Source organism: Cupriavidus sp. OTU4054 (assembly GCF_038440175.1).
Lineage (GTDB): Bacteria > Pseudomonadota > Gammaproteobacteria > Burkholderiales > Burkholderiaceae > Cupriavidus > Cupriavidus pauculus_D.
In genome coordinates, this window is the sequence record NZ_JASATF010000001.1 from 202,875 (window position 1) to 215,884 (window position 13,010).

A 13,010-nucleotide genomic window follows, 5' to 3' on the forward strand; every position below is an offset into this window, starting at 1 on the left:
GATCATCAGCGAGCCAGGCTCGCCACCAGTTGTTGCGCGGCCGCGCGCGCGCCGGCATCGGCCGCGAGCACGCCGTCGAGCGACTCCGCCGAGCCTTCGTGCGGCTGGCCGAGGACGCCCTCGACCACGCGCGCGATGTCGGTAAAGCGCGCGCCGCCGGTCAGGAACGCCTCCACGGCGACCTCGTTGGCGGCATTCAGCACCGCCGGCGCCACGCCCCCCGCGCGCAGCGCGTCGAACGCGAGCCCCAGGCACGGAAAGCGTTTCAGGTCCGGGGTCTCGAAATGCAGGCCGCCGGCCACGGTCAGGTCCAGCGGCGTCACGCCGGAGTCGATGCGCTCGGGGTACGCCATGCCGTAGGCGATGGGCGTGCGCATATCGGGGTTGCCGAGCTGCGCGAGCACCGAGCCGTCGGCATAGGCGACCATCGAATGGACGATGCTCTGCGGATGGATCAGGACCTCGATCTTGTCCGCGGGCGCGCCGAACAGCCAGTGGGCTTCGATGACCTCGAGGCCCTTGTTCATCATCGTCGCCGAATCCACCGAGATCTTGCGCCCCATCACCCATTTGGGATGGGCACAGGCCTCGTCGGGCGTGATGTCGTGCAGCGTCGAGGGATCGCGCGTGCGAAACGGGCCGCCCGACGCGGTGACCAGCACCTTCGACACGCCGGCGCGATAGCGCGGGTCGTCGGTCGGCAGGCACTGGAAGATGGCATTGTGCTCGCTGTCGATCGGCAGCAGCGTGGCGCCATGCTCGCGCACCGCGTCCATGAAGATGGCGCCGGACATCACGAGCGATTCCTTGTTCGCGAGCAGCACGCGCTTGCCCGCGCGCGCGGCGGCCAGCGACGAGCGCAGCCCCGCGGCGCCGACGATCGCGGCCATGACCGCATCGGTCCCCGTATCGGCGGCCACCGACTCGAGCGCCTCCGGTCCATGGCTGACTTCGGTCTTCACGCCGGCCTGGCGCAGCAGGCCCTCGAGTTCGCGTGCCGCTTCCGGGCTGCCCACGACGGCGCGTGCCGGACGAAACTCGGCACAGGCGGCCGCGAGCTTGTCGACCTGGCGATGCGCCGACAGCGCGTGAACCGTGTAGCGGTCCGGGTGGCGCCGCACGACGTCCAGCGTGCTTTCGCCAATGGATCCGGTTGCGCCGAGAATGGTGATGCGTTGCATAGAAACCAGTTCAGATAAGGGTCACAGCCACGCCAGCAGCAGCGCCGCCAGCGGAAATACGGGAATCAGCGCATCGATGCGGTCCAGCACGCCACCGTGCCCGGGCAGCAGGCCGCTGCTGTCCTTCATCCCGACCTGACGCTTGAGCAGCGACTCGAACAGATCGCCGATCACGCTCGCGGCCACCAGCAATGTCGTCAGCACCGCGACGAGGCCCAGACCGTGGCGGTCCGCCATCGCGGAGAACCAGGTCGGCGCGAACGCATGCGATGCCGCCAGTCCGAGGCCGAGCGCCATGACGAACACCCAGCCGCCCAGCGCGCCCTCCCAGGACTTGCCCGGGCTGATGGTCGGCGCGAGCTTGCGGCGGCCAATGGCCTTGCCCACGAAATACGCGCCGATATCGGCCACCCAGACCAGCACCGCCACCGACAGCAGGACGGCAATGCCCTGCCCGCGCAGCACCATCACGGCATGGCCGAACGCCGGCAGCATGATGACACCCAGAATCGCGCCCAGCCCGGTAAAGGCCGGCGTGGCCGTCCGCACGCCACGCGCGAGCAGCACCAGCGCGACGCCCCACGCGACGACGGCGGCCGCAAGCAGCACCATCACCGAGCGCGGATCGGGCGCGGCATCCCAGACCAGCAGCACGAGCAGGCAGACCACGGCATAGACGACGGGCATGGACCCCCGCAGGCCGATCAGGCGGCCGAACTCCCAGCCGCCCAGCAGGACGATGATCGCGACGAGCCCGGCCAGCGCCACCGGCGGTGCCAGAAACAGGATCGGCAGGATCAACAGCAGCAGGCAAACGGCGGTGATGACGCGGGTAATGAGCATGCGCTGCGGTGTCCCTGAGTGAATGGCCCGTGAACGGCAGGAGCGTCCCGAGGACGCTCAGGCGGTTCCCGACAGACCCGGCGCGACCAGCTGTGCGCTGGTGCGGCCGAAACGCCGTTCCCGCTGCCGGTACGACGCAAACGCCTTGTCGAGTTCGGCGGCGTCGAAATCGGGCCAGTAGGTATCGGTGAAGTAAAGCTCGGAGTAGGCGAGCTGCCAGAGCAGGAAATTGCTGATGCGTTGTTCCCCGCCGGTGCGGATGAACAGGTCCGGCTCCGGGGCGTAGGCCATCGCCAGATGCGGTGCGAGCACCGATTCGTCGATGGTTTCGGGGTCGAGCATCGGCTGGCGCGCGAGCATCTTGCGCATGGCCTGGAGCAGGTCCCACCGGCCGCCGTAGTTGGCGGCGATGGTCACCGTCAGGCCGGTATTCTTCGCGGTGCGCGCCTCGGCATCGGCAATCAGCTGCTGAATGCGCGGGCTGAAGCGGGACAGGTCTCCCACCACGCGCAGGCGAATATTGTTGGCGTGCATCTTGACCACCTCGCGGCGCAGGGCGGTCATGAACAGGCGCATCAGGAACGAGACTTCGTCCGCGGGGCGGCGCCAGTTCTCGGAACTGAATGCGAACAGCGTGAGGAACTGCACGCCACGCGCGGCGCTCGCCTCGACCACGGCCCGAACCGCGTCCAGGCCACGATTATGGCCGGCGATGCGGGGCAGATGGCGTTGTGTCGCCCAGCGGCCGTTGCCATCCATGATGATGGCAACGTGCTGGGGCACATAGCTGGTATCGGGAACGCCGAGCGTAGAACTGATGTGCTGCATGGTGACAGACGGTTTCACACCGTCATGATCTCCTTTTCTTTCTCGGCCACGAGCTTGTCGATCTCGGCGACGAACTTGTCCGTCAGCTTCTGGACTTCGTCCTGACCGCGGCGCTCGTCGTCCTCGGAGATCGTCTTGTCCTTGACCAGCTTCTTGAACTGTTCGTTGGCGTCGCGGCGCAGGTTACGCACGGCGATCTTGGCACCCTCGGCCTCGCTCTTGACGACCTTGGTCAGCTCCTTGCGGCGCTCTTCGGTCAGGGCGGGCATCGGCACGCGGATCACGTCGCCCATGGTGGACGGGTTCAGGCCGAGGTCCGCGTCGCGGATGGCCTTCTCGACCGGCTGCACCATCTTCTTTTCCCACGGCTGCACGCTGATCGTGCGGGCATCGGCCAGGCCGACATTGGCCACCTGGCTGATGGGCACCGGCGAACCGTAGTAATCCACCTGCACGTGATCGAGCAGGCCGGTATGGGCACGGCCCGTACGAATCTTGGCCAGATCGGCCTTGAAGGCTTCGATCGACTTCTGCATCTTCTGCTCGACGCTCTTCTTTGTGTCGGCGACGGTCATGTTTACCTCCGGAAATGCCAGACAGGATCCCGCCCTGGGCGGGATCGAAAATGAACCATTCTACTCTCAAGGACCGCGCGAATTGCCATTCTGCCTCGGTCCGTCCACGTCAAACGTGCACCAGCGTACCTTCGTCCTCACCCTGGATCACACGAAGCAGCGCGCCCGGCTTGACGATCGAGAAAACCTTGATCGGCAGCTTCTGGTCGCGGCACAGCGCGAACGCCGTGGCGTCCATGACCTGCAGGTTGCGGGAAATCGCCTCGTCGAACGAGATCGTCGTGTAGCGCGTGGCGCTGGGATCCTTCTTCGGGTCGGCCGTGTACACGCCGTCTACCTTGGTGGCCTTGAGCACGATCTCGGCGCCGATCTCGGCGCCGCGCAGCGCGGCGGCCGTGTCGGTCGTGAAGAACGGGTTGCCGGTACCGGCCGCGAAAATCACGACCTTGCCTTCTTCGAGCTGGCGGATGGCGCGGGGGCGGATATAGGGCTCGACCACCTGGTCCATGCGCAGCGCGGACTGGACCCGGCCTTCGATATTGGCGTGACGCATGGCGTCCTGCAGGGCCAGCGCGTTCATCATCGTGGCCAGCATGCCCATGTAGTCGGCCGTCGCGCGGTCCATCCCGGCGGCACCGCCAGCCACGCCGCGGAAGATATTGCCGCCGCCGATGACCACGGCCACCTGGACGCCCAGCTTCACGATCTCGGCGATGTCGTTGACCATGCTTTCGATGGTGGAGCGGTTGATGCCGAAGGCATCGTCGCCCATCAGGGCCTCACCGGACAGTTTCAGAAGGACGCGCTTGTAGGCTGGCATGTTCACCCTCGGGCAAATTTAACTGGGAAACGCCGGTCGTAACCGGTTTTCGTCGTGACCCGGGGTGCCGGATCACGACGAAAACTGGCTGCTTGTACAGTGCTGGTGCAGTGCTACTTGTGCAGAGGGGCACCTTGCGGCGCCCCTCGGCATTATACGGTGGCAGCGTTGGGAGTCCGCATGGAACGCCCGCTTGCCACCCGGAACATCAGCCCTTCTGGGCAGCGGCCACCTGGGCAGCCACTTCGGCAGCGAAGTCGTCCTGCTTCTTCTCGATGCCCTCGCCCACCACGAACAGCGTGAAGCCCTTCACGGTCGTGTTGGCGGCCTTCAGCATCTGCTCGACGGTCTGCTTGTCGTTCTTCACGAACGGCTGGTTCAGCAGCGAGACTTCCTTCAGGTACTTCTGGACCGAACCCTCGACCATCTTGGAGACGATCTCGGCCGGCTTGCCCGATTCGGCAGCCTTCTGCTCGGCGATGCTGCGCTCCTTGGCGATCAGCTCGGCCGGCACGTCGTTCGACGACAGCGACACGGGCTTCATGGCGGCCACGTGCATGGCCACGTCCTTGGCAGCGGTTTCGTCGCCGTCGAACTCCACGACCACGCCGATACGCGTGCCGTGCAGGTACGAGGCCAGCTTGCCGCCGTTGGCGTAGCGCTTGAAGCGGCGGATCGCCAGGTTTTCACCGATCTTGCCGATCAGCGCGGTACGCGTGGCTTCCACCGACACGCCGTCGATCTCGAGCGCCGACAGGGCGGCCACGTCGGCCGGGTTCTGCTTGGCGATCAGTTCGGCGATCTTGGCCGAGAAGGCCAGGAAGTCGTCGTTCTTCGACACGAAGTCGGTTTCGCAGTTCAGCTCGACCAGCGCGCCGGTCGTGCCGTCGATGAACGTGGCGACCACGCCTTCGGCGGTCACGCGCGAAGCGGCCTTGCTGGCCTTGTTACCCAGCTTGACGCGCAGCAGCTCTTCGGCCTTTTCCAGGTTGCCATCGGCTTCCGTCAGGGCCTTCTTGCATTCCATCATCGGCGCGTCGGTCTTCGCGCGCAGTTCTGCAACCATGCTTGCGGTAATTGCCGCCATTTTTCACTCCTTGGATGTCACCGGCGGGAAAGGGTACGCACCGCGGATGACAGCTTGATAGTTTGAAAAAAGGGGGCGACGGATGTGCCCCCTGTTTCGGGGTTCGACCCCCGATTTCCCGGCATGGGCGCCGCCAGGGCGCCCGTGCCCGGAACATCAGCCTTCTTGCACTTCTACGAATTCGTCGCCTTCGCGAGCGGCTTCCACCACTTCCTGCACGGCGTTCGCACGGCCTTCCAGGATCGCGTCGGCCACGCCGCGCACGTACAGTGCCACAGCCTTGCTCGAGTCGTCGTTACCCGGAATCACGTAATCGATGCCTTCCGGCGAGTGGTTCGTATCGACCACGCCGATCACGGGAATGCCCAGCTTGTTGGCTTCGGTGATGGCGATCTTGTGGTAGCCGACGTCCACCACGAAGATGGCGTCAGGAATGCCGCCCATGTCCTTGATGCCGCCGATCGACTTCTGCAGCTTGGTCATTTCGCGCTCGAACATCAGCGCTTCCTTCTTGCTCATGGTTTCCAGCGCGCCGGCTTCCTTGGCGGCTTCCATGTCCTTCAGGCGCTTGATCGAGATCTTGACCGTCTTGTGGTTGGTCAGCATGCCGCCGAGCCAGCGGGCATCGACGTAAGGCATGCCGGCACGGCCAGCTTCCTCGGCGAGGACTTCGCGCGACTGGCGCTTGGTGCCCACGAAAAGAATGGTGCCGCGGTTTGCAGCCAGCTGACGCACGTACTTCAGTGCGTCCTGGAACATCGGCAGCGTCTTTTCGAGGTTGATGATGTGAATCTTGTTGCGATGGCCGAAGATGAAGGGGGCCATCTTCGGGTTCCAGAAGCGGGTCTGGTGGCCAAAGTGGCAACCGGCTTCCAGCATTTCGCGCATGGTCACGGACATGTGAGGTGCTCCAATAGGGTTGGGTCTGAAGTCCGCCCCGACATTCCTGAAAAGGAACACCCCGGATGGGCGGACAAGCGATTTACAAAAAGTTCCGAGTAATGCTCTCAAGCATTCGCTCTCGAGTACGACTCCGCTGCCTGCAACGGCAACCGTCAGCAAGGCAGCCCGCGATTGTAGCAACAAATCGGCGTTTCCTTCAAGCGGGCCAGCAAATCCCTGCCAACCGCCCGGGTTGGTGAGATAATCTTACTTTGCGATTCGATTTCCGACGAGGTCTTTATGATCTTGTCGTCACATTTTTACAGCGCAGCATGAGCATCTACCTGAATACGGCCGACGACGTCGCGCAAATGCGCGTGGCCTGCCGTCTGGCCTCCGAGGTTCTCGACTACATTACCCCGCACGTCAAGGCCGGCGTGACCACGGGCGAACTCGATCGCCTGTGCCATGCCTATATGCGCGACGTGCAGGGCACGGTGCCCGCCCCGCTGAACTATGCGCCGCCGGGCTACCCGCCCTTCCCCGGCGCCATCTGCACGTCCGTCAACGACGTGATCTGCCACGGCATTCCCGGTGACCGCGTGCTCAAGAACGGCGATGTCGTGAACCTCGACATCACCGTGATCACGAAAGAAGGCTATTACGGCGACACCAGCCGCATGTTCGTCGTCGGCGAGGGTTCCATCCTCGCCAAGCGCCTGGCGCAGGTGACCTACGAATGCATGTGGAAGGGCATCCAGCAGGTGCGCAACGGCGCGCGCCTCGGCGATATCGGCCATGCCATCCAGACGCATGCGGAAGCGGCCGGCTACAGCGTGGTGCGCGAGTATTGCGGCCACGGTATCGGGAAGAACTTCCACGAGGATCCGCAGATCCTCCATTACGGCCGTCCGGGCACCGGCGCCGAGATCAAGAGCGGCATGATCTTCACGGTGGAGCCGATGATCAACGCGGGCAAGCGCGACATCCGCACGATGCCCGACCACTGGACCGTCAAGACGCGCGACCGCAGCCTGTCCGCGCAATGGGAACATACCGTGCTGGTCACCGACACCGGCTACGAGGTGCTGACGTTATCGGCGGGGTCGCCGGTACCGCCTCCCTTTATTACCGAACCCGTCGCGGCCTGAGGCCGCAAACGATACCGGGGCGCCGACGATGGCGCCCTTTGTGCTTTCAGCCGTGAAGAATTCACTCGCCCACGCCATGGACACCACGCCGGAACTGCTGCTCTGCCAACGCATCCGCGACAGGCTGCGTGCCGACAAGCAGGCGCTGTTCGCCGAATTCGATGCGAGCAACCAGGTGCATCCGCTCGTCACGAAGCTGCGCCGCGCCGTGGACGCCGCGCTGATCGAGGCGTGGACCGGCCTCGGGCTGCCGCGCGATGCCGCGCTGGTGGCCGTCGGCGGCTACGGCCGCGGCGAACTGTTTCCGTACTCGGACGTGGACGTGCTGCTGCTGTTGCGCGGGGAGCCCGATGCGGACACGGCCTCGCGGCTCGAGCGGTTTATCGGCCTGTGCTGGGACCTCGGGCTCGAGATCGGGTCCTCGGTACGGACCGTGGACGACTGCATCCGCGAGTCGGCGGCCGATATCACGATCCGCACCTCGCTGCTCGAGGCGCGCCTGCTGACGGGCAGCCGCAAGCTGTTCGACGAACTGCGCGCGCGCTACGACGCGGACATGGATGCCGGCGACTTCTTCCAGGCCAAGCTGCTGGAAATGCGCCAGCGCCATGCGAAGTACCAGGACACGCCCTACGCGCTCGAACCGAACTGCAAGGAAAGCCCGGGCGGCCTGCGCGACCTGCAGGTCATCCTCTGGATGACGCAGGCGGCCGGCCTCGGCGACAGCTGGAAACAGCTGTTCGAACGCGGACTGCTGACCGAGCGCGAAGCGCAGGAACTGACGCGTAACGAACGTCTGCTGCGCACGATCCGCGCGCGGCTCCATCTGCTGGCCGGGCGCCGGCAGGACGTGCTCGTGTTCGACCTGCAGACGGCGCTGGCCGAGGCCTTCGGCTATCGCCAGAACAACCACAAGCGCGCGAGCGAGCAGCTGATGCGCCGGTACTACTGGGCGGCCAAGGCGGTCACGCAGCTCAACAGCGTGCTGCTGCTCAATATCGAGGCGATGCTGTTCCCGAGCGAGTCCAAGGTGACGCGCGTGCTGAACGATCGCTTCGTCGAGCGCCAGGGCATGCTCGAGATCACGAGCGACGACCTCTACGAGCGCGAGCCGCACGCGATTCTCGAGACGTTCCTGCTGTACGAGCGCACGCCTGGCGTCAAGGGCCTGTCGCCGCGCACGCTGCGCGGGCTCTACAACGCGCGCACGGTGATGGACGCATGCTGGCGCAACGATCCCGAGAACCGCCGGCTGTTCCTGGCCATCATCCAGGAGCCGCACGGCATCACCCATGCATTGCGGCTGATGAACCAGACCAGCGTGCTGGGCCGGTACCTCATCAACTTCCGGCGCATCGTCGGCCAGATGCAGCACGACCTGTTCCACGTCTATACCGTGGACCAGCACATCCTGATGGTGCTGCGGAACCTGCGGCGGTTCGCGATCGTCGAGCATACGCACGAGTTTCCGTTCTGCAGCCAGCTCATCGCGAGCTTTGACCGGCCGTGGGTGCTGTGGATCGCGGCGCTGTTCCACGATATCGCCAAGGGCCGCGGTGGCGACCACTCGAAGCTCGGCATCGTCGATGCGCGGCGCTTCTGCAAGCAGCATGGCATTTCGCGCGAGGACACCGATCTGATCGCGTGGCTCGTCGAGCATCACCTGACGATGAGCCATGTCGCGCAGAAGCAGGACCTGACGGACCCCGAGGTCGTGCATGCGTTCGCCAAGGTGGTGGGCAACGAGCGCTACCTCACCGCGTTGTATCTGCTGACCGTTGCCGATATTCGCGGGACGAGTCCCAAGGTCTGGAATGCGTGGAAGGGCAAGCTGCTCGAGGACCTGTATCGCATTACATTGCGGGTGCTCGGTGGCGCGCAGCTCGACCCGCATTCGCTGTGGGCGCAGCGCCGTGACGAGACCATTGCGCAGCTTCGGCTCAAGGCATTCGACCCGGAGCTCGGCAAGCCGCTGTGGGACAAGCTCGACGTGTCGTTCTTCCTGCGGCACGATGCGCGCGACATTGCGTGGCTGACGCGCAATCTCTTCAACAAGGTGGACAGCGAGACGGCCGTGGTGAAGGCGCGCATCTCGCCCGCCGGCGAGGGGTTGCAGATTGCCGTGTACGTGAAGGATCAGCCCGATCTGTTCGCGCGCATTTGCGGATACTTCGAGCGCAAGGCGTTCTCCATTCAGGACGCGAAGATCCACACCACGCGGCATGGGTATGCGCTGGATACGTTCCAGGTGACCGATCCCGGGCTCGCGGGCGACTATCGCGACATTCTCGCGCTGGTCGAGCATGAACTGGCCGAGCGGCTGCGGCTGGAATGTCCGCTGCCGGAGCCGACGCAGGGACGGCTGTCGCGCCAGTCGCGCAGTTTTCCGATCAAGCCGCGCGTGGACCTGCGGGCCGACGAGCGCGGCCAGTACTACATTCTTTCGCTTTCCGCCAATGACCGTACGGGTCTGCTGTACTCGATCGCGCTGGTGCTGGCGCGGCATCGGGTTTCGGTGTTCTCGGCGCGGATCAATACGCTCGGCGAGCGTATCGAGGACGTGTTCCTCGTCGATGGCGGACGCCTGTCTTCGGATAATCGATTACAGCTTCAGCTCGAGCAGGACCTGCTCGATGCGCTGGCGGTCTGAACGGCCGCCGCATTCGTACCCTACAAGATGACCGATAGCAAAACGCCCGGGCGCAAGACGCTGGGCATCAAGACCCCCTCCTCCTCCGACGCCGCGCCTGCCAAGAAGACGGGGGCGACGCGCCCCGTGCGCGTGTCGGACCTGAATCGCAAGCGGGTGCAGGCGGTGCAGGAGGGGATCCGGCAGGCGAAGGAACGGGCGGGGAAGCGGAAACCGCAGGGGGGGGAGAGTGGCGAGCGTGCGGCGTCGCCGGCGCGCAATGCCGGGGGTGGGTATGGCGATCGCCCGCCGCGACGGGAAGGCGACGCCCGGCCGCCGCGACGCTTTGACGGCGACTCGCGTCCGCCCCGACGCTTTGAAGGCGACTCGCGTCCGCCCCGACGTGACGACGATGCCCGTCCGCCCCGGCCGTATGGCAACGACGAGGGCCGACCGCCGCGACGGTTCGACAACGACTCGCGTCCGCCGCGCCGTGAGGGCGATGCCCGTCCGCCCCGGCCCTATGGCAACGACGAGGGCCGGCCGCCGCGACGCTTTGACAACGACTCGCGTCCGCCGCGACGGTTCGACAACGACTCGCGCCCGCCGCGACGTGAGGGCGATGCCCGTCCGCCCCGGCCCTATGGCAACGACGAGGGCCGTCCGCCGCGACGCTTTGACAACGACTCGCGTCCGCCGCGACGGTTCGACAACGACTCGCGTCCACCGCGACGTGACGGCGAGGCCCGTCCGCCCCGGCCCTATGGCAACGACGAGGGTCGTCCGCCGCGACGCTTTGACGGCGACGCTCGTCGGCCGCGCCGTGAAGGCGATGCCCGTCCGCCGCGGCCGTATGGCAACGACGAGGGCCGGCCGCCGCGACGCTTTGACGGCGACTCGCGCCCGCCGCGACGTGACGGCGATGTGCGTCCGCCGCGGCCGTATGGCAACGACGAGGGCCGTCCTCCGCGACGCTTTGACGACGACTCGCGTCCGCCGCGACGCTTCGGCGACGATGACGGCCGCGCGCCGCGGCGAGAGGGCGACGCTCGTCCGCCGCGCCGTGACAGTGGCGACCGCCCCGCCCCGACCCGCGAACGTCGGTTCAGCGACAACGCCGACCGCGCCCGTCCGGCCCCGCGCACCCCCGCCGCCGCGCCGCGCGGCGAGGATCATGCCTCCGCCCGCGCCGAGGACGACGGTCTCGTTCGGCTCTCGAAGCGCATGTCCGAACTCGGCCTGTGTTCGCGCCGCGAGGCCGATGAATGGATTCCGCGCGGCTGGGTGCTCGTCGACGGCAAACCCATCACCGAACTCGGCACGCGCATCCGCCCCGACGCCGAGATCGAGATCCTGCAGGCCGCCCGCTCCGAGCAGGGCGAACGCGTCACGGTGCTGCTCAACAAGCCCATCGGCTACGTGTCGGGCCAGGCCGAAGACGGCTACGAGCCCGCAGCCGTGCTGTTCGCCCCCGAAAACCAGTGGGAGAACGATCCCACCCGCAAGCGCTTTGCCCCCTGGCAACGCAAGAACCTCGCCCCCGCCGGCCGCCTGGACATCGACTCCACGGGCCTGCTCGTCCTGACACAGGACGGCCGCGTCGCCCGCGCGCTGATCGGCGACGACTCGACGGTCGAGAAGGAATACCTCGTGCGCGTGGTATGGCAATCCCCGCAGGGCGATGTCGAGCACAAGGTGAGCGAGGTCTTCCCGCCCGAGCAGCTCGACCTGCTGCGCCATGGGTTATCGCTCGACGGCGTGGTGCTCAAGCCCGCCAAGGTCAGCTGGCAGAACGAAGAGCAATTGCGCTTCGTGCTGCGCGAAGGCCGCAAGCGTCAGATCCGTCGGATGTGCGAACAGGTCGGACTCAAGGTGGTGGGGCTCAAGCGCGTGCGCATGGGGCGTATCGTGCTGGGCGACCTGCCCGTCGGCCAGTGGCGATTCCTCGGACCGTTCGAGAAGTTCTGAGGTCCCGGCCCTCTCCCCCGCAGGGAGAGGGCAACCAGCCATCTACGATGCCAGCGGCGGCAGCCGCGACAAGGCCGCTTCGCTGGACTCGTCCACCGGCACATACACGAGCATCCGTACCCCATGCCGCGGCGACGACCACCAGTTGTTGCTATGCAGGGTCAACACGCCCGTGTCGGGGTGAAAAAAGCGCTTGGTCTGGTTCTCGAACCCGCGCACCTGATACCGCGGCCACAATGCCCGGAACGTCTCCGACACCGCCATATACCGCTGCAACGCCGCCTGCCACACGGGGTCGTGCGTATGCTCCGCCATCTGCGCGCGGAACAGGGCGACCATCGCGGTCACCATGCCCTCCCAGTCCACGACGATCGATTTCCAGCTCGGTTGCGACAGCGCCAGGTAAAGGCAGTTGCGATCCTCGCGTGGCACCCGGGACAGGTCCATCCCCACCAGCCGGCAATAGGCATCGTTGAACCCGAGGATATCGAACCGCGTGTTCTCCACGATCGCCGGCAACGGGCTCAGTTGGTCGAGAATCCGCTGCGTCGCCGGCAGCACCGCTTCGCACGGCGCCTGGATCGCGGGCGGACGCGGCATGCCGGCCAGCACGAACAGATGCTCGGTTTCGGACTCGCTGCATTGCAGGGCCGACGCCACGGCGCCGAGCACCTTGTGGGAGACGCGAATCGGACGCCCCTGCTCGAGCTTCGTGTACCACGTGATGCCGATATCGGCGAGCGCCGCGACTTCCTCGCGCCGCAGCCCCGGCGTTCGCCGCCGCCCCATGCGCCCAAGCCCCATGGCCGCGGGATCGAGACTTTCGCGGCGGGCGCGCAGAAAGGCGCCCAGCTCCAGCGAGCGGCTGTCCGAGACCCCGTCATCGGTCACATCGTCATCGAGCGACACCACATCGAGCCTACCCGGACGTGCAGTCATGCAAGAACTCCTCGGAAACCTAAGCTGACACAATTTATACCAGTCTAGACTGGGCTCTTGTACCAGTCTAGGCGACCTCCGATACTACCGCACATCGCATCGCGTCT

Annotated in this window: 11 protein-coding genes; 3 read left to right on the forward strand and 8 right to left on the reverse strand. The window is 66.0% G+C overall.

The annotated features are described in order from the left end of the window. Window positions 1-5: 5 nt before the first annotated feature. The 7 genes from ispC to rpsB all read right to left on the reverse strand — a co-directional run bounded on the left by ispC (window position 6) and on the right by rpsB (window position 6,234). On the reverse strand, window positions 6-1,181 hold the full coding sequence (gene ispC, locus AAHB16_RS00970; RefSeq protein ID WP_150371971.1) for a 1-deoxy-D-xylulose-5-phosphate reductoisomerase: 1,176 nt from the start codon (window positions 1,179-1,181) through the stop codon (window positions 6-8). A 21-nt stretch (window positions 1,182-1,202) separates the two neighbouring features. Continuing rightward, window positions 1,203-2,024 carry a phosphatidate cytidylyltransferase gene (locus tag AAHB16_RS00975; RefSeq protein WP_342049819.1) on the reverse strand — a complete coding sequence of 274 codons (822 nt, stop codon included), beginning with the start codon at window positions 2,022-2,024 and terminating at the stop codon, window positions 1,203-1,205. A gap of 57 nt (window positions 2,025-2,081) precedes the next feature. Continuing rightward, window positions 2,082-2,852 (reverse strand): isoprenyl transferase, encoded by a 771-nt coding sequence (locus AAHB16_RS00980; protein WP_150373791.1) that lies wholly within the window; start codon window positions 2,850-2,852, stop codon window positions 2,082-2,084. A gap of 14 nt (window positions 2,853-2,866) precedes the next feature. Next, entirely contained in the window at window positions 2,867-3,427 is a 561-nt protein-coding gene (frr, locus tag AAHB16_RS00985) for a ribosome recycling factor (protein WP_150371973.1), read from the reverse strand. 109 nt (window positions 3,428-3,536) lie between these two features. Continuing rightward, window positions 3,537-4,247: a UMP kinase gene (pyrH, locus tag AAHB16_RS00990; protein ID WP_150371974.1), complete on the reverse strand. Its 711-nt coding sequence runs from the start codon at window positions 4,245-4,247 to the stop codon at window positions 3,537-3,539. Window positions 4,248-4,455: 208 nt separating this feature from the next. Next, window positions 4,456-5,334, reverse strand: a complete 879-nt coding sequence (gene tsf, locus AAHB16_RS00995) for a translation elongation factor Ts (protein ID WP_150371975.1) — start codon at window positions 5,332-5,334, stop codon at window positions 4,456-4,458. Between the two features lie 156 nt (window positions 5,335-5,490). Beyond that, window positions 5,491-6,234, reverse strand: a complete 744-nt coding sequence (rpsB, locus tag AAHB16_RS01000; RefSeq protein ID WP_109581250.1) for a 30S ribosomal protein S2 — start codon at window positions 6,232-6,234, stop codon at window positions 5,491-5,493. Between the two features lie 314 nt (window positions 6,235-6,548). Here rpsB and map point away from each other — a divergent pair, with 314 nt between their 5' ends. The 3 genes from map to AAHB16_RS01015 all read left to right on the forward strand — a co-directional run bounded on the left by map (window position 6,549) and on the right by AAHB16_RS01015 (window position 11,964). After that, window positions 6,549-7,367, forward strand: a complete 819-nt coding sequence (gene map, locus AAHB16_RS01005; protein WP_150371976.1) for a type I methionyl aminopeptidase — start codon at window positions 6,549-6,551, stop codon at window positions 7,365-7,367. Between the two features lie 76 nt (window positions 7,368-7,443). Beyond that, window positions 7,444-10,017, forward strand: coding sequence for a [protein-PII] uridylyltransferase (locus AAHB16_RS01010; RefSeq protein ID WP_342050012.1), 2,574 nt, complete (start codon window positions 7,444-7,446; stop codon window positions 10,015-10,017). A 27-nt stretch (window positions 10,018-10,044) separates the two neighbouring features. Continuing rightward, on the forward strand, window positions 10,045-11,964 hold the full coding sequence (locus AAHB16_RS01015; RefSeq protein ID WP_342049820.1) for a pseudouridine synthase: 1,920 nt from the start codon (window positions 10,045-10,047) through the stop codon (window positions 11,962-11,964). A 42-nt stretch (window positions 11,965-12,006) separates the two neighbouring features. Here AAHB16_RS01015 and AAHB16_RS01020 read toward each other — a convergent pair whose 3' ends face one another. Beyond that, window positions 12,007-12,903 (reverse strand): helix-turn-helix transcriptional regulator, encoded by an 897-nt coding sequence (locus AAHB16_RS01020; protein ID WP_342049821.1) that lies wholly within the window; start codon window positions 12,901-12,903, stop codon window positions 12,007-12,009. Window positions 12,904-13,010 lie beyond the last annotated feature (107 nt).

Excerpts from the sequence above, each read along its gene's own strand:
- ispC (WP_150371971.1), bottom strand. The coding sequence starts at position 1,181 with ATGCAACGCATCACCATTCTCGGCGCAACCGGATCCATTGGCGAAAGC.
- AAHB16_RS00975 (WP_342049819.1), bottom strand. The coding sequence starts at position 2,024 with ATGCTCATTACCCGCGTCATCACCGCCGTTTGCCTGCTGCTGTTGATC.
- AAHB16_RS00980 (WP_150373791.1), bottom strand. The coding sequence starts at position 2,852 with ATGCAGCACATCAGTTCTACGCTCGGCGTTCCCGATACCAGCTATGTG.
- frr (WP_150371973.1), bottom strand. The coding sequence starts at position 3,427 with ATGACCGTCGCCGACACAAAGAAGAGCGTCGAGCAGAAGATGCAGAAG.
- pyrH (WP_150371974.1), bottom strand. The coding sequence starts at position 4,247 with ATGCCAGCCTACAAGCGCGTCCTTCTGAAACTGTCCGGTGAGGCCCTG.
- tsf (WP_150371975.1), bottom strand. The coding sequence starts at position 5,334 with ATGGCGGCAATTACCGCAAGCATGGTTGCAGAACTGCGCGCGAAGACC.
- rpsB (WP_109581250.1), bottom strand. The coding sequence starts at position 6,234 with ATGTCCGTGACCATGCGCGAAATGCTGGAAGCCGGTTGCCACTTTGGC.
- map (WP_150371976.1), top strand. The coding sequence starts at position 6,549 with ATGAGCATCTACCTGAATACGGCCGACGACGTCGCGCAAATGCGCGTG.
- AAHB16_RS01010 (WP_342050012.1), top strand. The coding sequence starts at position 7,444 with ATGGACACCACGCCGGAACTGCTGCTCTGCCAACGCATCCGCGACAGG.
- AAHB16_RS01015 (WP_342049820.1), top strand. The coding sequence starts at position 10,045 with ATGACCGATAGCAAAACGCCCGGGCGCAAGACGCTGGGCATCAAGACC.
- AAHB16_RS01020 (WP_342049821.1), bottom strand. The coding sequence starts at position 12,903 with ATGACTGCACGTCCGGGTAGGCTCGATGTGGTGTCGCTCGATGACGAT.